The 25,731-nt window shown below is 67.3% G+C and carries 22 protein-coding genes and 1 pseudogene; 17 read left to right on the top strand and 6 right to left on the bottom strand.

The genetic code is table 11. The features are described 5' to 3' along the window. Nucleotides 1-80: 80 nt before the first annotated feature. From M3Q35_RS13270 to M3Q35_RS13250, 5 genes are all read left to right on the top strand, one after another. The gene (locus M3Q35_RS13270) at nucleotides 81-821 is read left to right on the top strand and encodes an integrase core domain-containing protein (protein ID WP_273942029.1); all 741 of its coding nucleotides are present in this window, start codon (nucleotides 81-83) and stop codon (nucleotides 819-821) included. Continuing rightward, on the top strand, nucleotides 818-991 hold the full coding sequence (locus M3Q35_RS13265) for a hypothetical protein (RefSeq protein WP_273942028.1): 174 nt from the start codon (nucleotides 818-820) through the stop codon (nucleotides 989-991). Before M3Q35_RS13270 ends, M3Q35_RS13265 begins: the two co-directional genes overlap by 4 nt. A gap of 257 nt (nucleotides 992-1,248) precedes the next feature. Continuing rightward, nucleotides 1,249-1,401 (top strand): hypothetical protein, encoded by a 153-nt coding sequence (locus tag M3Q35_RS13260; protein ID WP_273942027.1) that lies wholly within the window; start codon nucleotides 1,249-1,251, stop codon nucleotides 1,399-1,401. A 701-nt stretch (nucleotides 1,402-2,102) separates the two neighbouring features. Next, complete coding sequence (locus M3Q35_RS13255) at nucleotides 2,103-6,152, top strand: AAA domain-containing protein (RefSeq protein WP_273942026.1); 4,050 nt, start codon at nucleotides 2,103-2,105, stop codon at nucleotides 6,150-6,152. An 8-nt stretch (nucleotides 6,153-6,160) separates the two neighbouring features. Next, nucleotides 6,161-7,015: a hypothetical protein gene (locus M3Q35_RS13250; RefSeq protein ID WP_273942025.1), complete on the top strand. Its 855-nt coding sequence runs from the start codon at nucleotides 6,161-6,163 to the stop codon at nucleotides 7,013-7,015. Between the two features lie 72 nt (nucleotides 7,016-7,087). On the opposite strand, the gene M3Q35_RS13245 is transcribed toward M3Q35_RS13250, so the two are convergent. Both M3Q35_RS13245 and M3Q35_RS13240 read right to left on the bottom strand, forming a co-directional pair. Beyond that, on the bottom strand, nucleotides 7,088-7,528 hold the full coding sequence (locus M3Q35_RS13245) for a helix-turn-helix domain-containing protein (RefSeq protein ID WP_273942024.1): 441 nt from the start codon (nucleotides 7,526-7,528) through the stop codon (nucleotides 7,088-7,090). Then, nucleotides 7,518-8,282 (bottom strand): ImmA/IrrE family metallo-endopeptidase, encoded by a 765-nt coding sequence (locus M3Q35_RS13240; protein ID WP_273942023.1) that lies wholly within the window; start codon nucleotides 8,280-8,282, stop codon nucleotides 7,518-7,520. The genes M3Q35_RS13245 and M3Q35_RS13240 overlap by 11 nt, the downstream gene beginning before the upstream one ends. Before the next feature lie 221 nt (nucleotides 8,283-8,503). Between M3Q35_RS13240 and M3Q35_RS13235 the strand changes: the two genes are divergently transcribed. Genes M3Q35_RS13235 through M3Q35_RS13220 form a run of 4 tightly spaced genes read left to right on the top strand, consistent with a single transcriptional unit; the run spans nucleotide 8,504 to nucleotide 11,401 of the window. After that, nucleotides 8,504-8,833 carry a hypothetical protein gene (locus M3Q35_RS13235; RefSeq protein WP_273942021.1) on the top strand — a complete coding sequence of 110 codons (330 nt, stop codon included), beginning with the start codon at nucleotides 8,504-8,506 and terminating at the stop codon, nucleotides 8,831-8,833. A 3-nt stretch (nucleotides 8,834-8,836) separates the two neighbouring features. After that, entirely contained in the window at nucleotides 8,837-9,415 is a 579-nt protein-coding gene (locus M3Q35_RS13230; RefSeq protein WP_273942020.1) for a hypothetical protein, read from the top strand. Next, nucleotides 9,399-10,001 carry a hypothetical protein gene (locus tag M3Q35_RS13225; protein ID WP_273942019.1) on the top strand — a complete coding sequence of 201 codons (603 nt, stop codon included), beginning with the start codon at nucleotides 9,399-9,401 and terminating at the stop codon, nucleotides 9,999-10,001. The genes M3Q35_RS13230 and M3Q35_RS13225 overlap by 17 nt, the downstream gene beginning before the upstream one ends. Next, complete coding sequence (locus M3Q35_RS13220) at nucleotides 9,971-11,401, top strand: ThiF family adenylyltransferase (protein WP_273944328.1); 1,431 nt, start codon at nucleotides 9,971-9,973, stop codon at nucleotides 11,399-11,401. The genes M3Q35_RS13225 and M3Q35_RS13220 overlap by 31 nt, the downstream gene beginning before the upstream one ends. 193 nt (nucleotides 11,402-11,594) lie before the next feature. Here the strand turns inward: M3Q35_RS13220 and M3Q35_RS13215 are convergent, their stop codons facing one another. Then, nucleotides 11,595-12,686, bottom strand: a complete 1,092-nt coding sequence (locus M3Q35_RS13215; protein WP_337960579.1) for an MFS transporter — start codon at nucleotides 12,684-12,686, stop codon at nucleotides 11,595-11,597. A gap of 510 nt (nucleotides 12,687-13,196) precedes the next feature. Here M3Q35_RS13215 and M3Q35_RS13210 point away from each other — a divergent pair. From M3Q35_RS13210 to M3Q35_RS13185, 6 genes and pseudogenes are all read left to right on the top strand, one after another. After that, entirely contained in the window at nucleotides 13,197-13,538 is a 342-nt protein-coding gene (locus M3Q35_RS13210; RefSeq protein ID WP_273942018.1) for a hypothetical protein, read from the top strand. Then, nucleotides 13,535-13,657 (top strand): hypothetical protein, encoded by a 123-nt coding sequence (locus M3Q35_RS13205; protein WP_273942017.1) that lies wholly within the window; start codon nucleotides 13,535-13,537, stop codon nucleotides 13,655-13,657. Before M3Q35_RS13210 ends, M3Q35_RS13205 begins: the two co-directional genes overlap by 4 nt. A gap of 339 nt (nucleotides 13,658-13,996) precedes the next feature. After that, nucleotides 13,997-16,084, top strand: coding sequence for a hypothetical protein (locus M3Q35_RS13200; RefSeq protein ID WP_273942016.1), 2,088 nt, complete (start codon nucleotides 13,997-13,999; stop codon nucleotides 16,082-16,084). Between the two features lie 1,036 nt (nucleotides 16,085-17,120). Further along, nucleotides 17,121-17,491: pseudogene (locus M3Q35_RS48850) on the top strand (Scr1 family TA system antitoxin-like transcriptional regulator). 15 nt (nucleotides 17,492-17,506) lie between these two features. Next, complete coding sequence (locus tag M3Q35_RS13190) at nucleotides 17,507-21,349, top strand: DUF6531 domain-containing protein (RefSeq protein ID WP_273942015.1); 3,843 nt, start codon at nucleotides 17,507-17,509, stop codon at nucleotides 21,347-21,349. After that, nucleotides 21,346-21,753 (top strand): hypothetical protein, encoded by a 408-nt coding sequence (locus M3Q35_RS13185; protein ID WP_273942014.1) that lies wholly within the window; start codon nucleotides 21,346-21,348, stop codon nucleotides 21,751-21,753. Before M3Q35_RS13190 ends, M3Q35_RS13185 begins: the two co-directional genes overlap by 4 nt. Here the strand turns inward: M3Q35_RS13185 and M3Q35_RS13180 are convergent. Then, a complete protein-coding gene (locus M3Q35_RS13180) occupies nucleotides 21,743-21,970 on the bottom strand; it encodes a transcriptional regulator (RefSeq protein WP_273942013.1) in 228 nt (75 codons plus the stop codon). The two genes, M3Q35_RS13185 and M3Q35_RS13180, sit on opposite strands and share 11 nt — an antisense overlap. Between M3Q35_RS13180 and M3Q35_RS13175 the strand changes: the two genes are divergently transcribed. Then, nucleotides 21,970-22,338: a hypothetical protein gene (locus tag M3Q35_RS13175; protein WP_273942012.1), complete on the top strand. Its 369-nt coding sequence runs from the start codon at nucleotides 21,970-21,972 to the stop codon at nucleotides 22,336-22,338. The two genes, M3Q35_RS13180 and M3Q35_RS13175, sit on opposite strands and share 1 nt — an antisense overlap. 162 nt (nucleotides 22,339-22,500) lie before the next feature. On the opposite strand, the gene M3Q35_RS13170 is transcribed toward M3Q35_RS13175, so the two are convergent. Together M3Q35_RS13170 and M3Q35_RS13165 are read right to left on the bottom strand one after the other, a co-directional pair. Then, nucleotides 22,501-23,670, bottom strand: coding sequence for an L-dopachrome tautomerase-related protein (locus M3Q35_RS13170; protein ID WP_273942010.1), 1,170 nt, complete (start codon nucleotides 23,668-23,670; stop codon nucleotides 22,501-22,503). 117 nt (nucleotides 23,671-23,787) lie between these two features. Beyond that, on the bottom strand, nucleotides 23,788-24,606 hold the full coding sequence (locus M3Q35_RS13165; RefSeq protein ID WP_273942008.1) for a hypothetical protein: 819 nt from the start codon (nucleotides 24,604-24,606) through the stop codon (nucleotides 23,788-23,790). Nucleotides 24,607-24,658: 52 nt separating this feature from the next. On the opposite strand from M3Q35_RS13165, the gene M3Q35_RS13160 reads away from it, so the two are divergent. Beyond that, entirely contained in the window at nucleotides 24,659-25,726 is a 1,068-nt protein-coding gene (locus M3Q35_RS13160) for an integrase core domain-containing protein (RefSeq protein ID WP_273942007.1), read from the top strand. Nucleotides 25,727-25,731 lie beyond the last annotated feature (5 nt).

Here is a 25,731-nt window from a genome sequence, read left to right as displayed (position 1 = left end):
ACCGCCACGCCCGCCTGAGTTTGCGCCGGAGGTCTGGGCGTCCGCGTACCCTAACCTCGATCCGTCGTTTTGTACTCCGTATGGCAGCCGAGAATTCTTCCTGGGGCTACCGGCGCATCCACGGTGAATTTGCCCTCCTCGGCGGTACGATTACTCCTTCGATCATGTGGGAGATACTCAAGACCGAGGGTGTTGACCCGGCGCTGTGCCGGGCGACCGTCACGTGGGCAGACCTCCTACGCTCCCAGGCCGAGGCAATCCTCGCGATCGACTTCATCGAGACCGTCACCCTGACCGGAGCGCGGCAGTACATCCTCGCCGCGATCCACCACGCCCGCCGGCGGGCACACGTTCTCGGCACCACCGCGCACCCGACACATGCCTGGGTGAGGCAAGCAGTCCACAACCTGCTCATGGACCTCGAGGACGCCGGAAGCCTCGCGCGGATCAGGTTTCTCATCCGCGACCGCGACGCCAAGTACCCCGCGCTGATCGGCGAGATCCTAGGTAGCGCCGGGATCACCACCGTGTTGACCGGTGTCCGGATGCCTCGCATGAACGCGATCACCGAACGCTGGGTGAAGACACTCCGCGTCGAACTGCTGGACCGCACGCTGATCTGGAACGAAACCCACCTCCGGCACGCGCTGCGCGAGTACGAGCGGCACTACAACCTGCATCGAACTCACCGATCGCTTGACGCCGCGGCACCGCAGCGAGCCCAGCCTCACCCCCTCGAACTCGACCGGATCGACCGCCTCGCCCTACGCCGACAGGACCGTCTCGGCGGCCTCATCCACGAGTACCTATATGCAGCTTGACCTGCGCGGATGGGGTTTTCGGCACGCACAGGCTGGAGGACATCGCTCGACTGGTCGGCCACAGCGGGACGACGGTGACCGAGACGGTCTACCGGCATCAGCTCAAGCCGGTGATGGAGGAGGGCGCGGTCGTGATGGACGAGATCTTCCCGGCCAAGCGCAGACCGTAGTCACTCAGTTAGTCACTCAACAGCAAGAGGCCCTGCCACCTGTGATGGTGGCAGGGCCTCTGACCTGCTACTTCGACCGTCGGGATGACAGGATTTGAACCTGCGACCCCTTGACCCCCAGTTGAATTCAGGGTCAACGGCGTGCTCATGCCCGTTCTCCAAGCTCGCTTCCAAGTCTACTTGCCAAAGTAAAGGAGTCCTCGATTTTTCGGGTTGATCATGAGCGTCAACCGGGACTGGGATGGTGGTCTCGGTATGTGGACGCCGAGTTTGCAGAGGTTGCCCTCGTGTCGAGTTGTCGAGGTGGCGTTCTGGTGGCGTTTCCAGGGCTTCTGCTGCGTTGGTTCGGCATCGGCTTCGCGGTGACCATGCTGGCGGTTGGGCTTTTGGGCGTGTGGGAAGCGTTGTGACCTTCGCTGGTGCCGGCTCGGACCGTGACCGGTTACAGGGCGTCGGTAACCGCCAGGGGCGAGTTTTCGTCTACTTGAGGGTTACTCGGTGCGTCTCAAATTCACTCGGTTGTGTTCGCCACGGTCTCCATTGGCTTTCTTGTTGGTAACGAACTGGTCGAGCGTCTAACGTCGCCGAGCGTATAGCGACAACGGGGTAGTAGTTCGCCCTGGACGGTGGTGCTGCTGTGAATCAGCAGGGTGTGGGTCGTGAAGCGGAAAATCCCCGAGGGTGCGTTAGGTCGTCATTGCGTCCTCCCTGGCAACTGTGGTGACACATGGGCTCCGTCGACTGGTGACGAGGACGAGTGCACTCAGGTGTCACATGTCGGTAACCAGCGGGGCTTTCGTGCGCCGACTGTCCCGAACGTGGCTGTCGCATAGTCGACCGTGATGGTGCGTCAAAAATGGACCACCCCACGGTCGAAAGTGGGCGCCGTTGTCGTACTGAATCCCGTATTTGCGGTACTTGCTGGTGGGTGGGCGTGCGAGCTTGCTAGGCGGCAGGCCGGGTCTTACCCGAATGGCTGACAGTTATGCCCCGAATGGAAGCAGACTGTTCGCCTGGGTTTCGGCGAGACTGTCTGGCTCGCCATCGGACTGGTGGGCGTCGGGCACTGTCCCGGCCGGGTGGTGGGACCTTGGAGAAGGGGACATCGGGCGTGACCACGAGTTTTGCCAGTCGCTTGGACGTGGTGCGGGTCAAAGCCGATCAGTGGGCCGACGAGTTGATCGACCTCGGGCATCAGAACACACTATTGCACTATCAGGACACTAAGACGATCACTCTTGATCTGACCGCGGCGTCGGCGGACTCGCTCGGGCAACTGCTCGGCGGCCGCAAGACGAAGTTGTCGGCGCTGCTACCGGCGAAGGATGCCCACGCGGCAGCCTGCATCAGGGCACGTAACCTCCGGCGCAAGATGCTCCAGTTGGAAGAGGAACAGGGCGTCGAGGTCGGGCGAATCGCCCGGGGGCTGCTCCGCCTGCCGCCGCCAGCCACCAGGGGAACGTCGCCGGTTCCTCCGTTGCGGGCACCGCTGGTGTTGCAGGCGATCGCCATCGACAGCAGGACCGCCGCGGAGAACGATTTCACAATCGACCTGGTCGGCGACGCCGAAGTCAATCCGGTGCTGCTGTACGCGCTGAACCGGCAGTACGGCGTGGACCTCGATCTTGACCGCACGCAGGAGCGTCTCAACGGCCTGCTTGACGAGGCCGACGGCCCGGCCGAGCAAGTGCGGCGCCTGTTCGGTGCGATCGAGGACCTACTGCGCGAGCAGAGCCTCACCGCCGAGCTCGAGGAGCGGGTGCTGGCCGGCATCTTCAGCTTCGAGAATCTGCCCATGGTCAAGGACCTCAAGGCCGCGACCGACCTGTTGGCCAGCCACGACGTGATCGCTGCGGCTGCTGGATTCGCGCCAGCGATCGACGGATTGCAGGCGGTGGCTGCGGCGCACCGTACGGGCTCGCCGGACAGCGTGCAGCCCAAGGACGAGTTCCTGGTCCTGGATGCCGATTCCTCGCAGCAGCAAGCACTGTTCGCCGTGCTGTCTGGTCAGCATGTCGTGATCCAGGGGCCGCCGGGCACGGGCAAGAGCCAGACGATTGCCAACATCATCGCCTCGGCAGTGGCGGCCGGGAAGCGCATCCTGTTCGTCACCGAGAAGCGAGCCGCGATCGAGGCTGTTACCGAGCGCCTGCAGCAGGTCGACTTGCATCACCTGGTGCTGGACCTGCATCAGCAGACGCTCGGCCGGCGCCACGTGGCCGAGCAGGTCGCCGAGTCCTTGGAACGAGCCAGCAAGGAGTTGCCGCCGCAGGTAAACGGGCTGCACGATCGCCTGGCCGAACGGCGGCGGCAGGTCATTCAGCACGACCACGAGTTGCACAGCCCACGTGCGCCGTGGGGGATCAGCGCGTACCAGGCCTACAGCGCGATGCTCGAACTGCCGGCCGCAAGCCGCATCGGCCACGTGCTGCGCGGTTCTCAACTCAACGCGCTCAGCGGGGACACGCTGAACCGCGTGGAGAACGACCTGGTCAATTTCGTCAGTATGGGCGGCCTCGCGGTCCGGCGCGGAGACTTGCCCTGGTCGCGTTGCGAGATCAGGAACATGCGCGACGTCGAAGAGGTCCACGCGAAGCTCACCGAGCTACACGCGCGGTCGTGGCGCAACGCGCAGTCCGAGCTGCGCGCGCTGGTCGGGCGGGCCGGCCTGCGCAAAGCGTCCGATCTGGCGGGCTGGCGGGACATCTTGGGGCTTCTCGGTGCCGTGGAGAAGACGGTCTCGTACTACGGCGAGGAGATCTTCTCCGCGCCGCTGGAGGATTTCTGCCTCGCCACTGGAGATCGGGCCTGGCGTGCCCGGCATCCGCGCCAACTCGGGTGGTGGGCACGCCGGGGCGTGCGAAAGCAGATCCGCCTGATGCGCAAGGTCGGCAAGTGCGACCGTGGCCGGATGCACGACGAACTGCTGGCCGCGTCTTGGCAGCTCAACCGCTGGCGGCAGCTCGCGCTGGAAGGCGCCGTGCCGGCGGCCGTCCTCGGACTGGGTGAAGTCCTCGGGCGGTTCACGGAGGTCCGCGACCAGCTGGCCGCCGTCGCCATGTGCGCTCGCATCGAGGAACCCGAGCAGCTACCGGAGGAGAAGATTTCCTCGACCCTCGACGAGCTGACCGGCGACGTGAACACCCTGTACCGGATGCCCAGGCTCAACACGATCACCGATCAGTTGGAGGCTCTGGGGTTGGGTCAACTGCTGGACGAGTTGGTCGAGCGCGACGCCGACGCCGACGAGGCGCTGCGCATGCTCCGCTCCTGCTGGTACAGCTCTCTGTTGCACGAATTCAAGCTGCGACTGCCCTACCTCGCCCAGTTCACCGGCACACAGCACGACCGCATCGTTGCGGAGTTCCGGCAGGCCGACACCGATCACTTCCGGTTGAACGCCCAACGAATCCGCCGTGGCGTTGCCGAGCGGCTGGCCGCGGCGCGCGATAGCAATCGGCAGCAGAGCGCGCTGGTTCTCGGTGAGGCCAAGCGCAAACGCGGCCACATGCCCATCCGCAAGCTGGTCGCCAAGGCTCCGGACGTCCTACTGGCGGCGAGGCCATGTTGGGCAATGTCCCCGATCGTCGTCAGCCGGCTGCTGCCGGCACAGCGGCTGTTCGACCTGGTCGTCTTCGACGAGGCCAGCCAGATCGAGCCGTACGACGCGATGGCCGCCATCATGCGTGGCGAGCAGCTCGTGGTCGCCGGCGACGACAAGCAGCTGCCGCCGACCATGTTCTTCCGGCAGACTCTGCGCGGCGGGGCGGGCGAGGACGACGAGGACGACGAGCAGCAGGCAGTGACGCCGCAGGTGGGCGACTTCGAGTCGATCCTGAAGTGCCTGGCCGCGCTGATCCCACGGACGTACACGCTGAAATGGCACTACCGCAGCGCGGACGAGCGACTGATCGCGTTCTCCAACCATGAGATCTACAGTGACCAACTCGTCACCTTCCCTGGCCGCGACGAGGAGAGTCCACTGCGGCATGAAGTGGTGGACGGCATTGCCGCGCCCGGCGCTGGCGGCGCCGCCGACGAGGAGATCAGCCGTGTCGTCGACCTGGTGCTCCAGCACGTGCGACAGCACCCGGAGGACACGCTCGGCGTGATCACGATGAACATGAAGAACGCCGATCGTATCGAAGGCGCGTTGCGGCAGGCGGGCCAGCGCCATCCGGAGCTGGCCGAGTTCACCGCGCGGATGCAGGGGCCGGGGAAGCGGTTGTTCGTCAAGAGCCTGGAGCGGGTGCAGGGCGACGAACGGGACGCGATCATCCTCAGTATTGGCTTCTCCAAGGGGGCGGACGGCCGGCTGCCGATGGGTTTCGGGCCACTCAACAATGATGGTGGTGAGCGGCGGCTCAACGTCGCTGTGACCCGGGCCCGCCGCCGGATGTGCGTGGTCAGCGCCTTCACTCACCACGACATGGCTCCCAACTGGCACAAGGAGGGGCCGAGGCTGCTCAGGAAGTTCTTGGAGTTCGCGGCTGGCGGTGGTGGACCGGCCGCCATTGGTCGTGCAGATACGCAGCCGCTCAATGGGTTCGAGCGCAGCATCCACGAGGCGCTGCTGGCGGCGAACGTCCCGGTCGTGCCGCAGTGGGGGGTGTCCGGCTACCGCATCGACTTCGCGCTGATCCACCCCGAGCGCCCCGGGCTGATGGTGCTGGCCGTTGAGGCGGACGGCGAGCGCTATCACCTGTCGGAGTCCGCGCGCGATCGGGACCGACTGCGGCAGGACCATCTCGAACGGCTCGGCTGGCGGTTCCATCGGGTGTGGGCGAGCGAGTGGTTCAGTGATCCAGAGCAACAGACCGCGCGGATCGTCGAGCGCTGGCGCGAGGCTGTCGCCGACGCTGATCGGCAGCCAGATCCGGTGCGACCGACGGTTGAACGCGTCGAGGTGCCCGTGCCGAAGGTGGAACGCGGGCCCCGGCCGCGGGTGCCGCGCCGGGCAAAGATCGACGAGTATGGGCCGGCCGAGCTCATTGCGATAGCTCGGTGGGTCCTGTCCGACGGTCTGGCTCTCGATCGGGAGACGCGCATCGAGCAGGTCCGGGAGGCGCTCGGGTTTCAGCGACGGGGCAAGCGGATCGTCGAGCGGGTGTCCATCGCGCTCGACGAGGTCGAGAAGTCGGCAGCGGGGGAGGGGAACTGATGTTTCCGTTGGATGGCAAGACGTTGGAACGGGTCGCCCAGCGCGTCGTCGATATCGGCGGTGCGGGGGAGCGCCGCGGGTTCGAGTTGGAACGGCTGCTGCGCAGCGCGGGCTGGAGTGATGTGCCGGAATACGACGGCTCACCCCGGATTCCGTGGCTGACCGACGCCCTCGCGGACCGGGCCGACAATCGACCAGACATCGAGCGGTTCCTTTGCCGCGTCTGCGATCCGCTCGAATACGACGGTGGCATGCCAGTGGCCGAGGCGTTCCGGAACGAGCTCAATTCCATCCTCGAGTTCGAGCGTGTGGTGATCACCTACAGCGGCGGCCGGCCCGTGCTCGGCGAGCTCACCGACGGGTCGGAGCAGCCGGTGTACGGCGCCCCGCCCGAGGTTGAGCAGCGGCTCCGCGCCCTGCTGTCCGATCAGCAGGTGATCGACCTGTTGATCGACCGGATCGCGCAGTGCCGAGCCGCCCAAGCCGCTGGGGCGTACCTGCTCGCGGTCTTCGGCATCGGCAGTTTCATCGAGGGTTTGCTGTTCTCCGCGCTGAAGGAGCAGTTCCCCGAGCTGGTCACCGCCGGATTCCGCGGCCAGGACGGCCGCAAGGTGCCGGCGAGTCGGGCCGGACTCGCGCTGCTAATCGACACCGCCCACGAGAAGCGGCTCATTGAGCTGGACGCGCGGAACTTCATTCACCCCGTACGCGACTTCCGCAACTACATCCATCCCCGCCAGCAACTGGAGCACGACTTCACGCCCAATGCCGACACCGTGAACATGTGCTGGGTCCCGGTGAACGCTGTGCTCAACGACTTGGAGGAGAGCATCGCCGGGCGGGGCCAGAGGGCGGTCCTGTAGTCGATTCGGCGGTGCCGGGACCGCCCGGCACCGCCGAGACATGTCCCACGGCGCGCCCACGTTCGTCGGGTGTCAGCCGTCGATCGCCTCGCTGGTGCGGATGGCGGTGTAGATGTATCGCCAGCGGTCAACTGTGCGGGGAGCGTCGCCGCGGAACTGGATCGTGCTGAGCATCTGCACGTCGGCCTCGGGGACACCGTCCTGCGCGGCGAAATCGAGCAGGCTGCGCGGAATTTCCGCGCTGGCTGCGGTGAGGAGCTTGCGACCAAGCAGATCCGACATGGTCACGCCAAGCACCTTGGCGATGGCGTACAAGGTTTCGGCAGACGGGCGCTTGGTGTGTGAACCGCTGGCGTTCTCCAGCGCGGAAAGGTAGCCCTTGCTCACGCCAGCGTCCTCAGCCAGCTGACTGAGGCTCAGTTTCCGCTCCTCGCGGTAGCGACGGATTCGCGCGCCGACACCGACGTCCTCTGTAGGGCGGGAGGAGCCGGTGCTGGGCGATTCAGTCGCCATGACGGGTGCGGTGCGACGTGGCGGGCGTGATCAGCGCGAGAACGCGCATCTGCTGTTCCCCTCGGTCGTCGACGTACGGATACGAGCGGGCGCTGACGTGCACGTCGGTGATGGCGGTACTGGTCAGCGCGCCGAGCGACGAGACTATCTCGTCGATCATTTCGCCGCGGAGGGCGCGGCCGAAGACCCCGTCCTCCGGGACCGACTTGTGACGCGGCACGAACGGCCAGGAACCGCCGGTCTTGGCGTACCGCACCCTGAGTTGTGGTCGTTCCCTTGGTGCGCTCGGCTTGCGACCGGGTACAAGCACCAGCAGCATCGTTCGGTCGGCGTGGAGGGAGGCGACGCGCCGTGCGGTGGCCTCGGCGCTGCCGTCGTAGCGGGCGGCCAGGTCTTCGACGAGGTCGAGGTCGGCGCGCCGCCCCGCGAGGTCTGCGGTGAATGCCCGGCGCGGGAACATCAGTTCGGCTGCCCCGAGGTCGCAGAGCTGCTCCAGGCCGGTGTCGCGCGTCATCGGCTGGTCGCCGGGGGTGCACCGGTACTGCACCTGAGTTCCGAAGCCGGGCAGGAACGTGTGCATCACCTCGTGGAAGACGGTGAAGCGCCGCCGGCCGCGGCTGTCGGTGATCCTAAGCGTGATCACCAGACCGTCGGCGGTGACGCTGAGGAAGCCGGACACCGGGATCGGCGCCTCCTCGATGCGGACGACGCCGCGCATCGAGGCGACGATCTCGTGGTTGATCGGCAGCTCCATCGTGACCTCGTCGAGCGTCCGCTGGGCGAGCTCCACCACCAGCTGAGCATCGGGTGTCCCGGGTCGGCTCAGCCGGGCTAGTTCCAGGTCGGACAGGAGCGCCGAGCGCATGTTCCCTCTTGGGCGTGTCGAGTTCTCGGTTGTGAACGGTACCAGGTACCCTCGGATCGTTCCTGATAGAGAACGGCTCCACGGGAACAGAGAACAAGGAGGTGGTGACCATGTCCCTCCACATGGACAACATCGAGGTCCTCGACGACGAGGTCGTCGTCGAGGACGAGACCAGGCACACCCGCGTAGTCAAGGTCGACAACCGCGACTCGGGCGACACGATCAGGCTGCTTGTGCCGGTCAACAAGCGGCTGGCCGTAGTGATCGACATCATGTACACCGAGTTCGGGGTCGACCGGCAGCCCGACGACCGGCTCACCTGCCGGCAGAACGGCCAGGACGTGTTCCAGTTCGCCGACGAGACGCTCGAGCGCTACATCGAGCAGGGACACTGCCCGGGCCTGCACTGGTCGTTCGTCGGGGACACGGGCGGGGCCTGACCGGTGACGACCCCGCTGCCCGTCCCCGCGGACGAGGAGGTCGCCGCGGCGGTGTTCGCCAGCCACATCGCCCGGGTCAGCGCCAGTGCGCAGGCCCGGGCGCAGGGCTGGGTCTTCACCCCGATCGACCCGCTGCATGCCGTCGTCACGGTGGCGGCCACCCGCGCGACCGGCGAGAAGGACCTGTACTACGTGCTGCTCGGCGCCGAGTACTACGACAGCTACCCGCCGACGACCTCCTTCGTGTGCCCGCCGGCCAACGGCGCCGTCGAGGGAACGAGCCTCGACCAATGGAAGCAGGCGCGCAAAGGCGGTCGGTGGTTCCCGTTGGCGGAGGGCCTGTCCTGGTTCGCCGTGCACGACTCCTACCAGTTCCAGTTCCCCAGCGAGGACGCGTACAGCTCGCCACGCCAGCTGGTGTGCTGTTCGGCGACGTTCGAGTACTACATCTCCGGGCACAACCCCACCGAGAGCCAGCGCTGGCGGCAGGGCCGTCACACGCTTGCCGCCACCCTTGACCGCATCCAGGAGGCCCTCGACAGCGCGAACTACGGAGGACCTTCCGGTGCTGACGATTCCTGACCCGGTGTGGCAGCTCCTGCTCGACCGCTTCGCCACCGCGCCCGCCGGCCACGAACATGTCGCCTACCTCGATGGGATCCGCCACCGCGACCGCGACGGCACGCTCCAGGGCTTCGCCACCACCGTGGTCATTCCCGATGCCGTCACCAGTCCGGGCAACTTCACCGTTCCCGTCGACGCGATGGAACGCGCCGGCGAGCACTTCGAGGCCCTCGGAGTCGTGCGTCTGGCCCAGGTGCACACGCACGGCAACGACTTCGTCGACCACTCCCACATCGACGACCGTCGCGCCTACAGCCAGCGCGCCGGCGCGCTGTCGATCGTCCTGCCGTGGCATGCCGCCGGGCGGCCCACGCTGTGGCAGTCCGGAATCCACCTGCGCGAGCCGGCCGGTTGGCGGCGCGTCACCGGGCCGCGCATCGACGAGATCGTGCGCGTGCTCCCCGGGGTGATCGATCTCAGGAGGCCGCTGTGGACCGCATCTCCGACCGACATGAAGGCGATCTCCGAGGCGGCCTCCGACCGTTCGCCGACGCCCGCGCGGTGGAGGTGGCCGTGGTCGTGGCACCGGCGACCGCGCGACTAGCCGCTGCCCAGCACACGGCGTGGATGCTGGTCGACCTCCTGGCCCGCACCGACGGGATCGTCTCCGCCGTGCACGTCGTCTGCCCGCTCGACGTGCCCCTGGCCGGTCGGGTGGTGCCGCTGGCTCCGCGCACCGTGCCCCTGGCGGACGCCCTGATCATCGGCGGGAACGCGATCGGCGCGGCCCCGGTCGACCTCGTCGCGGTACCCGCCGACGGCGTCACAGTCCTGGTCGTCGGCGCAGAGGAACACCCCGGCTGCCGCTACGTGCTGGGCCATGGCTGGTGGGGCGGCGTCGCGGACCAGCCGATGACCTTCCCCGAGCGCGTGAGCGACCTGCCTGTCGGATCGTACGTGGCGGCGGCCCTCGCCGTCGGCGAGGTGTACCTCCGCGCTCGGCTCCCGGAGCACGTGGCGGCCGCGACAGGTATCCGTGGCTGGGACTGCTGGCAGCAGTGCCTTGCCGACCACCCGTCAGCCGACGCGCCGGCCAATGTGGCCGACCTCGACCTGTCGGGCGTCGCCCTGGCCGGTGTGGGGGCGGTCGGCAGCACCTGGATCCACACCTTGTGGGCGACGCCAGGCCTGGCCGGCGACATCGTCGTCGCCGACGCGGACGAGAAGGGCGTCGACATCACCAACCTCAACCGCTGCCCACTGTTCGGGCGGGACAGCGTCGGCATGGGAAAGGCGGACGAGGCCGCGCGCATCGCCGGGGACAGCTCGATCGCCTGGCAGGCCTGCGACGGCCGGCTCGAAGCGTGCCTGCAAGTCCGCACCCGTCCTCGCGTCCTCGTGTCTGCGGTCGACCGCAATCGGGCCCGAGAGGCGCTGCAGAACCTCTACGTCGCGACCATCCTGTCCGGGAGCACCCGCGACCTGCGTGCGGAAGTGCTGCGTGCCGGGCCGCCCGGAGTCGGTGCTTGCCTGCGTTGCTACAACCCGCCCGAGGCACTCGTCGGCGACGACGAGCTGCGCACCCGACTCCGTGACGCCGGGCCCGAGGCGATCGCTCGGCATGCGCTCGATGTCGGTGTCGCCGAGCGGGATGTCGTTCAATGGCTGGGCCGTGGCCAATGCGACGAGGTGGGCAACCGGCTGATCCAGAGTCTGCGTAGGACGGCGGAATCGAACGTGCCGACGCAGTTCGCGGTCGGCTTCACGTCGGTCATGGCCGGCGTGCTGCTGGCGGCCGAGACCATCAAGACCGAGCTCGGGCGCGACCTCACGACAGACGGAGCGAGCGTCAACAACGCCACCTTCCAGTTCCGCAAGCCGACGTCCTCGGCCAACGGCGCCGTGCCGCTCGGACGAGACCCGAGCTGCCCCGCATGCGCCCCGACCAACCCGGCGCTGGCGATCTGGCGGCGCCGGGCCGAGCAGGCTCGGCCCGGCGCATGAGCAGGGGCAGATTGACGCCGTCGCGGCAGTTGGATCGGCGTGGCCGAAGTCGATGTCCTTGGCTTCCTTGCTGATCAGCAGCAGGACGATGACCGAGATGAACACCGGCACCATCGTGGAAACCAGTGCGAACGGGTAGCCGTAGGCGGTGGACGGCGTCTCCTGGATGGGCAGGTTGAAGGCGGCCAGGCAGTTACCGAGCTGGTAGGTGACGCCGGGGTAGAGGCCGCGGATGGACGGCGGGGACATCTCGGTCAGGTGGGCCGGGATGATCGACCAGGTGCCCTGGATGACGATCTGCATGAGGAACGCGCCGAGGCAGACCATGCCGGCCGTGGTGGAGTAGGCGAAGATCGGCAGCACGGGCAGGCCCAGCGCCGCGCAGAACGCGGCGGTGTAGCGGCGGCCGTAGCGTTGGGGACAGGCTGCCGAAGACGAAGCCGCCGATCAGGGCCCCGAAGTTGAAGATGATCGCGATGGTGGTCGTCGTGCTCGCGGAGAGTCCAGTACCGCCGTGGTCGGTGGACTTGAGGAAGGTCGGGTAGATGTCCTGCGGTCCGTGGCTGAGCCAGCAGAAGGCGGTCATCAGCACGACTAGATAGGAGAACCGGCGCAGCACGGCCTTGTTCATCAGCACGGACTTGACCGAGGTGTTGGTGGCGCGCATGTGCTCACGGGTGTCCGCCCACACCTCGGACTCGCTGAGCCGGCTGCGGATCAGCAGGCTGACGAAGGCCGGCAGGATGCTCAGCGCGAACAGCCAGCGCCAGCCGAGGCCGCCGAGGTTGACGACCAGCAGCGTGGCCACGGAGGCGAGCAGGTAGCCGAGGGCGTATCCCTGCTGGAGGATGCCGGAGAAGAATCCGCAGCGCTGGGCGGGAATCTTCTCCATGGCCAGGGCGGCGCCGAGGCCCCACTCGCCGCCCATGCCGATGCCGTAGAGCAGGCGCAGGATGAACAGCACGGTGAAGTTCGGCGCGAACGCGCACAGGAAGCCGACGATCGAGTAGAAGGCGACGTCCACCAGAACCGGGACGCGCCGTCCGACGCGGTCGGCCCACAGACCGAACAGCAGCGCGCCCACCGGGCGCATGAGCAGCGTGGCCGCGGTGACGAAAGCCATCTGGGTCAGCGACACGCGGAACTCGGCCGCGATGTCGGCGTACACGAAGATCACGATGAAGTAGTCGAAGGCGTCCATCATCCAGCCGAGCAGCGCGGCCAGGAAGGCGTTGCGCTGGTCCGGGGTGAGCGGGGTCCGCTGTGCGGGAGAAGTGTGCGGCATGTCTATGGGAGGCTCCGTGGGCGGCGACGGTCGTCCGGGTAGGTGCTCGGACGTGGTGGCCGGTGCTTCAGCGACGGCCCGGGTGTGAGCGCGGTGGCCGGGCTGGTGTGCCGGGGAACCGACACGCCAGCCCGTTCCTGGCCGTGCCTGTCGAGCGGAAGCGTCCACAACCGGCGCATTGAATCCAGCAGGGTCCTGGGTTGGTGAAAGCGCCGGCCGTTCGTGTCGATCACTGCGTTCGAACGAGCGTAACAACGAGTCGGGTGCTGATCGAGTCGGCGAACATCGCGAATCAACAGACTAAATTGGCTGTTTACCACCACCTCAATTGCTGTTGTCCTTGTCACGTTGGAACGGGTGTCGTTCACCGTCCGCCTGCTCCTACCCCCGCACGACTTCCTGCGCCTGCACGAGGTCGTGCAGATGAGCGTGCTCATCCTGCTCACCGTGGTGATCACCGCCCTGTAGCTGTGGGAGGTGTCGGCTCGGTCGCCCCGGCTGTGGATGCTGGTGGCGTTCGTGATCGGCGCCTACTTCTATGCCACCGGCAATGGTGTGCACGAGGTTGCCCCGTTCACGTACAACACCTATTGCGACAACGCCTCCGGCAACCTCTGCGGGGGTTTGTTCTTCAACTCGTACTACACCGGCAACATCGGCTTCTTCGTCGGCGCGTTGCTGGTGACCGTCACCTTGCTGCTCATTGAGCGCGGCCGCCCGCGGACCGCTTTCGCCGGCCGAGAGTTGGCCGTGCTCGGCGTGAACGCGGTCATCTACTCGTTGACGATGCTGGCCTACGCGGGTTCGACATCGTGCTGGTCGGCCTCGTGTACAGCATCATCGCCGCGGTGATCGCACTCGGCTTCTTCGTGACGGTCCGCAAGCGGTGGCGGGAGTATCAGTTGATCACCTACACCACGGTGGTCTACGTGCTGGGGACCGCGGCCTCCGTCATTGCCAGGGTCGCGTGAGCGTGGCCGGCTGCGGGCACTAGCTCCGCCAGGCACCGCTGCCTTGTGGTGTCGCGTTTCCGGTGAAGCGTCCAGTTCCTCTGCGAGAAATCGCTCGAACTGGTGGTATCTGGCCGTCTTGTCCCCGCTCAGTGGGCTCGCGTTGGTTCTGCACGGTGTTACCGTCCGGTTCGGCCGATGGGGCTGGCCTCATCGCGGCACGAGGCAGGGGGATTGACATCGTTGTCAGCAAGGAAGATGCGGCGGGCCGGCGGGGCGCGCCAGGGGACTGGCACGGGTGCCGCTCAGGACTCGGCCACGCTGAGGTCGAGCCGCGCCCGCGGACGTGTCGGTGTGCTGGTGGTGCCAGGGATTGGCGCGTACCGGCCGGACGCGGGCTCACTGAAGACGGTGGTGGCGACCAAGACCGACGGCATCGTCGGCGAGTGGCGGCGCCACCTCGGCCCGGAGGCGGTGGCGGACCGGCTCGATGAGGAGGACGGCGGGCATGCGGTCCGCCGGGTGACGGTGGGCTCCGGCACAGCGCGTGCGGAGTACGTGTTCCGGCCGACGGAGTGGCGGGATGCCTTCTACCGGCTGAAGGCGGGGGAGCACTGGCGGCTCGTGCCGTGGCTGCGGATGCTGGGGTGGCTGGCGGCGAGGCTGGTGGTGATCCTGACCATCATGATCGCCCCGGACATGCGGGACCGGCCCATGCTCCAGCAGATGGCGGCGCCGATGCCGGTCGGGCTGTCCTGGCCGCGGCGCGCGTTGTATTTGCTTGCGGGGCAAGGCAAGCGCACGGTGATCGGGCCGCTCTTGCGGATCCTCTGGCGGATGGGCCTCGCCGTGCTCCTCACGGCCACGGTGCTCGCCTTCCTGATCGCTTCGCCGCTAATCACCGGTGGCCTGCTGCTCCTGGCGATTTCGGGTTTCGCCGTCACGTTGCTGCGGCCGGGAGGTCACCTGGTGGCGCAGGTCGCGGCCATCGCCGGCTCGGCCCAGCACCGGGACACCCTGATCGACGCGATCGCGGACGACCTGGAGTGGCTGCAGAAGCGGTGCCCACGCGTGTGCGTGATCGCGCACTCGATGGGCGGCTACCTCGTGTACCGGCTGCTGGCCGACAGCGAGCGCGGTCGACGGCTGCGAGACGTCCAGGTGCTGCTCACCGTGGGCTCCGGACTGCGTCCGATGCACGTGCTGGCCAGCTCGGGGCGAAGCCGCAAGCTGATCCTCCCGTCGTTCATCGTCCTGCTGGTCGCTGTGGGGGTCGTGGGCCGGTTGGAGCCGTTGCTCGTGCTGTTCACCAAGATGGTGTTGGGCATGGTCGGCGCCGCGTCCGTGTTGGGCTGGAACACCGGCGCGCCCTTGGCCATGGTCGGTGACCCGCAAGGCATGCCGGCCGACGGCTATGCCACCGCTGTCGCGAACGGCGCCAACGCCACGGTGTCGGCAATGTGGGGCCAGCTGACGGACCTCGGGGGGTGGGGATCGGTGCTGAACAGCGCGTTCTTGATGTTCATTGTCGGATATCTGCTGCGCGACGAGCTGCTGGCCGCGTTGTCGCCCTTGCCCTTGGTGGGCCGGAAGCTCGTCTGGCGCAACTACAGCAGCCCCAGCGACAGCGTCGGCCGCCTCGGCTCGTTCGCCAGTCCGAACTCGCAACCGATCACCGTGCCCGAGGTCGGCATTCCGTTGTGGGACCACGTGCGGGGATTCGGCGCGCGGAGCATCACCTCGCGACTGCTGGCGTTGGATCTGCTCGGCATGTCGAGGGCGGTCGACGAGGAGTCCCTGTCCGGATGGGTGGACCGTGCCGAGGGCAGCCGAGCAGTGAACCTGGCCCGATTCGACCGGCGTCGGCGACTGAACGGCGTGGTTGCGACGGTGAGCCTCGTCGCGATCGTCGTCGAAGTCGGCCTCGGCCGGCTTCCACTGTTGTGGGGCGTCCTGACCGCGTTCGCGGCATGGTCCGTCTGGGCCGTTCTCTTCGCCCTGGTGGCCAGGCGAGCCTCCGTGCGGGCGATGCGGGAGGTGTCCGTCAGCCAGGTCGACGTGCGCTCCATGCGGCCGCGGCCATACGTCGGCGTATGTCTCCTGCTGGCCGCGTTCGTCCTGTTCGGCGCGGCCAGCCGGCTGGCGGCCGACGTGCCGCTATACCACGACCTCAAAGTGCTCGCGGGCGTCGAGCTCGTAGTGCTGATGCTTGCCGCCTCCTGCCTGCTGGCGTGTGGGTTGGGCGTGATCGCCGGCTATCGCTTGGTGCCCGCATCCGCCGGAGTCCTGGTGGTCGTGGTCGTGACGCTGCTGGCCGTGCCGCCGATCACCTTCCAGTATCCGTTGAGCTCGAAGCCCGGGATCATCACGTCGGGCCACATGGTGGTGGCATTGGCACTCGTCGTGTGGGCGCTGCGGTCAGACCGAAGAGCGCTGGGAAAGCCTTGACCTGAAAGGGAAGTCTACGGCTCCGTCCGGCACGAGCAGATCTGCGGATGCTCCCAGGCCAACACAAGTCCGCGATTCGGTGTCGACCTTAATATTGAGCATTCGTCAGAATGGGTCGCCGGACCCATAGTGGGCGTGGCGGGATGCGCGAAGGCGTGCGTGGCCCCGCCGTCGCTCGGCGGTGGGTACATCCAGGTTTGCGCACCGCCGCCGAGCGACCGCGGGGCGTGGGCGAGGACCGGTGCCAGCAGGGCGATGGTCATCGCGACCACGAGTGTTGAGATGGCCGTGAGGAGCCGGTTCTGCCGCCACGATTTTCGCTGGGGTGTAGGCATTCTGTGCTTTGCCACCGCTACATCCTCTTCCGGGTCGGCGTCGGTGAACCCCTCTGCCGTCAAGGTAGGGAGCGGTGGTCGCCGTCCACAATCCGCGGAGCGCGCTGGCTCAGGCCTTCGCCGGTCGGCGCGACATGTGGGTGCTGCCCAACTCCGGCTACAGCGCCGGCGAGCAGTTACCGGCCGACCTTGCGCCTGCCGAAAACCTCATCCGCGCCGCCTGCAACCCTCAGTCACCACTGAGCAGGTCCGTCAGCTTGCCGGCTCCCCAGGTCTGGCAGACGTCCGTCTCAAGGCATGATGATCACTCGTGCTGTTATGTCTGGCCTATATCGCCGTCACCAACGCCTTCGGGCGCGTGCGTTGAGATTCCGCGGACCACCAGGATCCCGCCCACCGCGTCCTTGACGACGTACCCGACAGTCGAGCGGTACGGGTACGTGTGGGACAGCACCGTCACAGGGACGCGAGCGAGCGAGGTCATACGCTCATGATAATCATTACAGATAGTAGGCCGGCGGGGCTGTTCGGGAGGGCGGTTGGCGCGGGTTACGGGCTAGCAACCAAGGGCCCCAGCCCTGGCGACGCAGTGGCCGGATCTCGGCCGCCGCCCAGTCTGATACCCGGGGCCCGCTCAAGACGGCACCGTTCGAAGTGAGCCGGGAGGCAAGGGAGCGGGTCGAGGCGCAGCGACCCTCATCATGCCGAGTGCGCCCGACCTGCACATGGTGGTCGGTGAGCCGGCGCTGGTGCGTCCGGTGGGCGGCCGGCTCGTCCTGAGGCGAGAGTTGGAGCACCTGTGTGAGATGGCGGCCCGACCGAACATCACCTTCCAGGTGTTCCACTGGACAATGGCGAGCACTCCGGTATCGGCACGCCGTTCACGCTGCTGCGAATGGCGGCCCCGGAGTTCACCACCGTCTACACCGAAAGGCATACGGGATTGGCCTATTCGGACGCGACGGACGACGTCGACGGCTACCGGCTGGCGTTCCGGCAGCTGTCCGCGGCAGCCTTGGCCAATGGGGAATCGCTGGAGATGCTGGACCGTCGGATCCGCGAGCTCGTCTAGCGGCGTAGGTGCGGCATGAGCCGACTCCATGTGCATCCCGATCACATGCGGCGCTCCGGCGGGAAGCTGTCCGAGTTCGGCGGGAAGATCGCTGAAGGCGGTCAGAAGTTGGAATCCGCCGGCCAGCAGTTGGTTTCCCACGCCAGCGGCGACAGGTCGGGCGTTGGCGCCGTCGTCGCGAAGGCGATGGGCAAGGGCGTCGAGGTCACCGGCAAGGTGTTCGAAGAGGGCGGCCGGGTCGCCGGTGAAGCTGGCAGGCGGCTCCACACGAGCGCGGACCTCTATGAGGAGGCCGATGCCCAAGGCGCAAGCCTGCTCAAGAAGCACCACCCGGATGTCAAGGGAGACATCGACCCGCACGGGGGAGGCGCGAGCAGAGCGAGGCCGGTCGGTGGCGGTGGTGGTGGCGGACGCAGCGCACGACAGCACGTCGACGACGACCCCCGTGGCCACGCGGTCGGTGAGAACCAGCGGACGAAGTCCAAGGACCCGGTGGACCTCGCGACCGGCGAAGTGCTGCTGCCACAGACAGACCTTGAACTGCCGGGCGCTTTGCCACTCGTACTCTCGCGTACCCATTTGTCGTCGTACCGGGTGGGCCGCTCGTTCGGGCAGACGTGGGCTGCGACGGTGGACCAGCGGCTCGAGATCGACGCCGACGGTGCGGTGTTAGTCGCCGCGGACGGCGTGCTGCTGGTCTACCCGACGCCGACCGCTGACGACGTGCTTCCGGTGGAAGGTGCGCGCTGGCCCTTGCGGCGCACCGATATCGGCTACACGATCACCAAGCCCGAGGCAGGACAGAGCCTGCTGTTCGATTCGTCCGGCGCTCTGGTGGCGATCGCAGATCGAGCCGGGCACCGCATCGACTTCGACCGCACAACCGGTGGCACCCTGACCGAGATCCGACACTCAGGCGGTTACCGAGTCGCCGTCGACACCGTGGACGGTCTGATCACCGGGTTGTCGGTTGCCGGCCAACCGTTCGTGCGATTCGCCTACGAGAGCCGTCAGCTCACCGAGGTGATCGACGCCGCAGGCCACTCGCTGCGGTTCAGCTACGACGCTGACGGCCGGCTCACCGAATGGGTCGACCGCAACGACATGTGGTACCGCTACCACTACGACAGCGGCGGCCGGTGTGTTTTCGCCGAGGGTGCGGGCGGCCAGCTCAACTGCACGATGGAGTTCGACCGGGAGCAGTTGGTCACCACCGCGACCGACTCGCTCGGCCACGTCACCCGCTATCACCTCAACGAGAAGTCGCAGGTTGTGGCGGTCTTCGACCCGGCGAGTGGCAGGACCGCCTCCGAGTGGGACCGATACGACAGGCTGCTGTCCCGCACCGATCCGTTGGGCAGGACGACACGGTTCGACTACACCGAGGCCGGCGACCTCCAGCGGGTCACCCGCCCCGACGGCTCGCAGGTGGTCATCGAGCGCAACCACCTGCGCCTGCCGGTGACGCAGGTCGACCCGGACGGTGCCATCTGGCGGCGGGATTTCGACGATGTCGGCAACGTGATCGCGGTGACCGACCCGGCAGGCGCGGTCACCCGCTATGAGTACGACGAATCCCGCCACCTGACGTCGGTCACCGACCCTCTGGGCGGCCTCACGCGCATCGAGTGCAACCAGGCGGGTCTGCCGGTTGTCGTCACCGATCCGCTGGGCGCGGTTGCCCACTATGAGCGTGACGAGTTCGGCCGGGTGATCGTTGTGCGTGATCCGGTCGGCGGAGTCTCGCGGCTGGAATGGACCGCAAGCGGCAAACTTGCCCGGTGCAGCTCGCCTGACGGCACCGTCGAAAGCTGGTCGTACGACGGTGAGGGCAACCTCGTCGAGCACGTTGACGCATCGGGCGCGGTCACGCGCACCGAGTTCGCCGGCTTCGACCGGCCTGTGGCCGAAATCGACCCCACTGGTGCGCGCACGGTGTTCAACTACGACACCGAGCTCAGGCTGGTCTCCGTGACCAACCCCGCCGGTCTCGTGTGGCGCTACGACTACGACGCGGCCGGCAACCTGATCAGCGAGACCGATTTCGACGGACGGACCATCGGCTACGCCCGAGACGCGGCAGGGCAGCTGATCGCCAAGACCAACGGTGCCGGCCAGACCACCACGTTCGAAGTGGACGCCCTCGGCCGAACCGTTGCGCGCAGAAGCGAGGACAGCACGGCCACGTTCGCCTACGACGCGGTCGGCAGGCTCATCCGGGCTACCAACGCTGACGCGGATGTCGTGTTCACGCGCGACCAACTAGGACGCGTGGTTCAGGAGGCCACCGATGGACGCAGCGTCGTCAGCACCTTCGACGCCCAGGGACACCGGGTCAGCAGGGTGACTCCGGCCGGCGCGCGGTCGTTGTGGAGCTACGACGCAGCCGGCAGGCCGACAGCCCTCACCTCGGGCGCGCAGCAACTGGCGTTCGACTATGACCCGGCCGGCAGACAGACTGGATGGCGGTTCGGAGTCGCAGCCCTGTCCCAGACCTGGGACGACAACCACCGCCTGCGTACCCAGGCTCTGGTGGCGCCCGGCCCGGCCGACCAGCAGCGCCTTGTGCAGAGGCGTGCCTACACCTACCGGAACGACGGCGCGGTCACCAACATCGTCGACCAGTTGGCGGGTGTGCGGCAGTTCGAGCTGGATCCTCTCGGACGAGTCACCGGTGTCGCCGCCGCTGACCGCCAGGAGCGGTACGGATACGACCTCAGCGGCAACCTTACTGAGCCGGCGCGTCCACACACCGCCGCCGGAACGCTGCTGCGGGCGGCTGGAGACACCCGGTACGAGCACGACGACCACGGCCGCCAGATCGCCCGTCACTCGCGCACGCTGTCCGGACAGGCCCGAAGCTGGCGCTATCTATGGAATTGTGAAGATCGACTTGTCGCTGTCACCACCCCCGACCAGATCATCTGGCGCTACGTCTATGACGCCCTCGGCCGCCGTATCGCCAAGCTACGCCTGACCCCTGACAACCAGGTGGCCGAGCAGACGCTGTTCACATGGGACGGCACGACGCTGGCCGAGCAGGTCCATTCCAGCGGGCACCGCACGACCTGGAACCACCGTCCGGGCAGTTCCACGCCGGTGACCCAGGCCGAGCAGGACTCGATCGACGAGCGGTTCTACGCCATCGTCACCGACATCGTCGGCACTCCGACCGAGTTGGTCGACGCGGCGGGCAATCTCGCGTGGCGGCAGAACACCACACTGTGGGGTGCAGTGCTCGCGCCACTCCAACAGGCCGCCTACTGTCCGATCCGGTTCCCCGGCCAGTACCACGACCTGGAAACGGGCCATCACTACAACCTCTACCGCCACTACGACCCCGAGGTCGGTCGCTATCTCAGCGCCGACCCGCTCGGCCTGGCACCGGCGCCGAATCCACGAAGCTATGTGGGCAATCCACTCCTGTGGTCGGATCCAGTCGGGCTCGCGCCCTATCGGGTGTTCTACAGCGTGCAGGACGAGGCCGACGCGCGTCGCCTCATCGAGAACGGCGGCGAGCCGTGGCCGACCGGCACCAGCCACGGGTCCGCAAGGGCTGAGTTCGGGCCTGGCCTGTACACCTGGGAAACCCGTGAGGACGCCGAAAAGTACCTGGCGGGCCAGCAGGCCAAGGGTGCCGACGTGAGCGTCCTCGAACACCGCATCTCCGAGGAGGACTACGGCCGCCTCAAGTCCGCCGATTTGACCAAGATGGACGACGACACCGCCACCGACATCTGGAACTCGGGCGGCAATCACGGATACGATCACGTGCGCCGCATGACGGGTCGCTACGGTGTCGAGAACTACTTCCGTGCCGGTGTCTACGGCCATTTCCACACGCGGAGGGCACCGTGAGCAAAACCAGCTCGCACGGCCGGTACCGGCTGAAGCGGCAGAAGAACGGGGTGGGCAACTTCGGCCAGGTCGCGGTCGAGGTCATCACGTCGGACGGTTCGCACCCGCCTGAAGTGGTCTGGTCGGTGCGCCCCGACGACCGTTACTCGGTCCAGCCCGGCGTGGAGCAGGAGTTCGTCGACGCGGCGCAGGACGGCATTTGCGAGGGGCTGCGTCTTGCTGCCGCGGAAGGCATCGACACAGGCGGGCTGACCGTGTCCATCGTCGAGGCCGAACTGAACATGGCCGACATCGCCGCCTCCGCCGTTCGCGCCGCGGGGGTGCTTGCCGTCCTTGATGCCCTCGGCATCGCAGACCGGTTCGAACTGGGCTATGCGGACGGCTGGACAGTGGTCAGGCGCTGAGCGGTCTGCTGCCGTCCAGTTCACCGTGCAGCGCGTCCAGCGACAGCCCGACCGCCTCGGCTACGGCGGCCACGGTGAAGAACGCGGGCGTCAGCACCCAATCGGTCTCGATCTTGCGCAGGGTCTCCACCGAGATGCCGGCCAGCGCTGGCCGGTCGCGGCCAGCCAGCGTTCGATTACCGCGCTGACCTCGCTGGCGCGTCCGAGCGACGCCCAATGGCCGGCGGCGACGGTGAACTCCGTGAGATTGCCATGGTGTTCCCGCATCGGAGGTGCGAGATCGGACCGGACGGTGTCGGACACGCCGTCGTGGCGGGCCTCGAGGTCGCCCTGCGTCAGGAGGCTGGGCTGATCAGGTCGAACACCACGATCGTCACTGTCGTGAACGACCGGCAGGTCGTCGATGACGACCTGCCGGAGACCGAGCACGATTTCAGCGTCGACCTGATCGTCACGCCCGCAGAGGTCATCTCCTGCGGCCCGTCCCGCCGGCCCGTGGGCCTGATCTGGGACCACCTGACGCCCGAGAAGATCGCCGCCATCCCGGTGTTGGCCGCGATGTCGTCCTCCAGACCGGCCAAGTAGCTCGGCTTCCCAATTACGCAGCCGGGGGTGGTGCAGTGCGGCTGTCTCGATGCCTCGTGTACTGCCGTGATCACCATGCCTGACGAATAGCGCGACCGAGGGCGGGCGCGTGCGGGCGTCTAAAGGCCGGAACGCGACACACCCCTCTGCGAGACAGGGCCGTCAGCCAAGCCGGACCGGTCCGGCGTCGATCGGGAGGCGGATTAGGAGGTAGGGCTTGCGGCGGAGGTCCGTGCCACGGAACAGGGCCTGCCGGTCGAACTGGTTGACTATGGCGTAGAGGTGCCGGTCGGGGGCGACGGAGAGGGTGTCGATCCAGACGAGATCCGGGCCCTGGGCGATGGTCTGGTAGCTGCCGTCCGGGTTGCGGCGCCAGATGGTGTTGTGCTCCTCGTCGCCACCGTAGAGCCTGCCCTTGTCATCGGCCTCCAAACCGTCCGCCATGGGCTTGAACCCGAGGTTTTTGACCGTCGCCGCCACCTCGGCGTCGGTGGCATTCGGGTTGGCCGGGGCGTCCAGCGACGCACTGGCCAGGCGACGGCTGGACAGCGGAGAGTAGTACAGGCGCCTGCCGTCAGCGCCGAGTGCGATGCCGTCGGAGCCGAACTCGTTGGGAATGGCCACGCCGTCGAGAACCGGAGCGAAGCTCGGGTCCGGAACCACCGAGGGATCCCCGGCCAGCCGGCGCCAGGACCGGCCAGTGGCGAGGTCGACGACGATGATGCCCAGCGGGCCACCCGCGTCGGTGATGAACGCCATGCCCGCCTTGCCGCGCCGCAGGTCGAAGCGCACGTCGTTGACGTAGCTGTCGGCGGGCACGACATCGGACGGAAAGAGGATCTTCCGCACGATCCGGTTGGTGCGCAGGTCGACCGCGATCAGTTTGGGGCCACCGTAGGAGGATCCGGCGAACAGCGGGCTGCCGGTGTCCAGGATCCACAGCCGGTCGGCCGGGTCCACGACGACGCTCTGTACGGACTGGAAGTACCCGGCCAGATCGTCGGGGTTCTGCCGGTTCACGTCCGCGTCGGGGTAGGCGATCTCTTGCCCGTCGCGGATTTCGGCGACGGTGAAGGGGACGTTGTCGCCAAGGCGGGGGTAGCAGGCGAAGATGCGGCCGTGCCGGGAGACGGTGATGCCCGTCGGCATCGCGTTCCAGAAGCGGTGCACGACGGTGTACTGCCCGGCCGGCACGTCGGTCGCCGCGAGAGTGGCCGCGGTGGTACGGGTGGTTCCGGTGGCGTCGGCGACGAGGGCCGGTCCGGTCAGGCCAACCAGCGGCACCGCCGCCAGTGTCGCGGCGGCCGTGCCGAGGAAGGAACGTCTGTCCATGTCAGTCTCTCCTGTCGGATCGATTCGCTCGTGGGCACAGCGAACTGAGTCGCTATCTCGGGAGGGTGGGGTGGCGGGAAGCCCAACGCGATTAGCCCACCGTGGAAACCGATTGGTTTATGATGCTGGGCTGAAGAACCGGTGAGTTCGGCGATCATCGCCACCGGCAGTGCCCGCCATCCGGCGAAGTGCCACGACGTGGATGACGAATGCGAGCGGCAACGCCGTGGTCGAGAGGAGCACGAGTGGCAACACACCTGATGCGCCTGCCGGCACACCGAAAACGAGGCCGCTCACCAGGCGGTTGCCGAACGTGATGGCGACATCGACGATACCCAGTACGTTGAACCAGAACACCCGCCGCTGACCGGCGCCACGCATCACCGAACGCGCCACCCAGGGCGCGGCCAGGCCCACCGCGAGATCGCCGACACCGACCGGCAACGCTGCCTGCGGGGTGGCCTTGCCCGCCCACAGCAGGATGAGAAACACGATGCCAACCACCCGGACGCTGTGTGGCCAGGTGAGACGGACGCTCAACCCGGGCGCGTCAAGCACCCGGGCTACTGCCGGGATGCGCGTACCAGCCAACGCCGCCAGCGCGGTGCCGGCGGCGAAGACCGAACCCCACAACCCGGTCCTGAATGCGCCGTAGAAGGCCAGCAAGGCGGCGAGGGCCACCCATGCGAAGAGCACCGTCGCGGTGCCGAACGCCACGATCATCGCGGTTCGGCGACCCAGTCCGGCGGACATCGCCGCGCCGTAGAGAGCCACGCTGGTCCACACTCTGATGCCGATGGCGCCGATGAGAACCAACACCCAGACAATAACCGTCAACATCGCGGTACCGCTTTCCGTCCGAATCGGATACTCAGCCGGCTTTGACGTCGAGCAGGATCTTTCCAGCGCCCTGTGGGGTTTCAGAAGTCGGTCCACGGGTCCAACCTGCGGCAACGGGCATGACACGCCGACGGCATGATCGCCAGCCATGGCGCTGCGTCTGCTCTACCTGATCTTCCTCCGACTGGTGGGCCTGCTGGTGTTGCTCGGTCGCTCGTCAGCGTCGAAGGACGTCGAGTTGCTGGTGCTTCGCCATGAGGTCGCCGTGCTGCGCAGAGGCAACCCGAAACAGCGCCTGGACTGGGCCGACCGCGCTGTGTTCGCCGCGTTAGCCCGCTGGCTCCCGACGGGGCTGCGGCTGCACCGGCTGGTCACCCCGGGCACGATCTTGCGCTGGCATCGGCGCCTGGTAGCCGCGAAGTGGACCTACCCACACCGAGGCGGCCGTCCGCCCGTCGACGACGCGATCACCGGACTGATCGAACAGATGGCAACCGAGAACCACAACTGGGGCTACAAGCGAATTCAAGGCGAGCTGCTCAAGCTCGGACACCAGGTCAGTGCCTCCACCATCCGACGGATCCTGAAGCGGGCGCGCATACCTCCCGCGCCGCACAGGCATACCGACGCGACCTGGCGGCAGTTCCTGCGCACGCAGGCCTCGACGATGCTGGCGTGCGACTTCTTTCACGTCGACTGCGCGCTCACTCTCCAACGGATTTACGTGTTCTTTGTGCTAGAAGTCGGCAGCCGCTACGTCCATGTCCTCGGCACGACGACCAATCCGGACGGCAGATGGACCACCCAGCAGGTCCGCAACCTCGTGATAGACCTCGGTGACCGAGTCGAGGAGTTCAGGTTTCTCGTCCGCGACCGGGCAGGCCAGTTCACGGCCTCGTTCGACGCCGTCCTGGCTGACGTCGGCATCACGACGGTGAAGATCCCGCCGCGTTGCCCACGGGCGAACTGCTACGCCGAACGGTTCGTACTCACCGTCAGATCCGAGCTCACCGACCGCATGCTGATCCTGAGCCAGCGGCATCTGCACGCCGTGCTCGCCGAGTACGTCCAGCACTACAACGGTCGACGGCCGCACCGGTCCCGCGAACTTTGCCCACCGCGGCCGACATACCCTGTGGCGAACCTCGGCTCCCAGCGGGTCAGGCGACAGCGGTTGCTTGGAGGCCTGATTAACGAGTACGAACGGGTCGCATAAAACCG

Source organism: Kutzneria chonburiensis (genome assembly GCF_028622115.1).
GTDB lineage: Bacteria > Actinomycetota > Actinomycetes > Mycobacteriales > Pseudonocardiaceae > Kutzneria > Kutzneria chonburiensis.
Note: the sequence above shows the minus strand (reverse complement) of the source record. Positions and strands in the feature narration are given on the sequence as shown.

Excerpts from the sequence above, each read along its gene's own strand:
- M3Q35_RS13270 (WP_273942029.1), top strand. The coding sequence starts at position 81 with ATGGCAGCCGAGAATTCTTCCTGGGGCTACCGGCGCATCCACGGTGAA.
- M3Q35_RS13160 (WP_273942007.1), top strand. The coding sequence starts at position 24,659 with ATGGCGCTGCGTCTGCTCTACCTGATCTTCCTCCGACTGGTGGGCCTG.
- M3Q35_RS13240 (WP_273942023.1), bottom strand. The coding sequence starts at position 8,282 with ATGGAGCTGCCGATCAACCACGAGATCGTCGCCTCGATGCGCGGCGTC.
- M3Q35_RS13190 (WP_273942015.1), top strand. The coding sequence starts at position 17,507 with ATGAGCCGACTCCATGTGCATCCCGATCACATGCGGCGCTCCGGCGGG.
- M3Q35_RS13170 (WP_273942010.1), bottom strand. The coding sequence starts at position 23,670 with ATGGACAGACGTTCCTTCCTCGGCACGGCCGCCGCGACACTGGCGGCG.
- M3Q35_RS13175 (WP_273942012.1), top strand. The coding sequence starts at position 21,970 with ATGGCCGGCGGCGACGGTGAACTCCGTGAGATTGCCATGGTGTTCCCG.
- M3Q35_RS13245 (WP_273942024.1), bottom strand. The coding sequence starts at position 7,528 with ATGGCGACTGAATCGCCCAGCACCGGCTCCTCCCGCCCTACAGAGGAC.
- M3Q35_RS13235 (WP_273942021.1), top strand. The coding sequence starts at position 8,504 with ATGTCCCTCCACATGGACAACATCGAGGTCCTCGACGACGAGGTCGTC.
- M3Q35_RS13215 (WP_337960579.1), bottom strand. The coding sequence starts at position 12,686 with ATGCCGCACACTTCTCCCGCACAGCGGACCCCGCTCACCCCGGACCAG.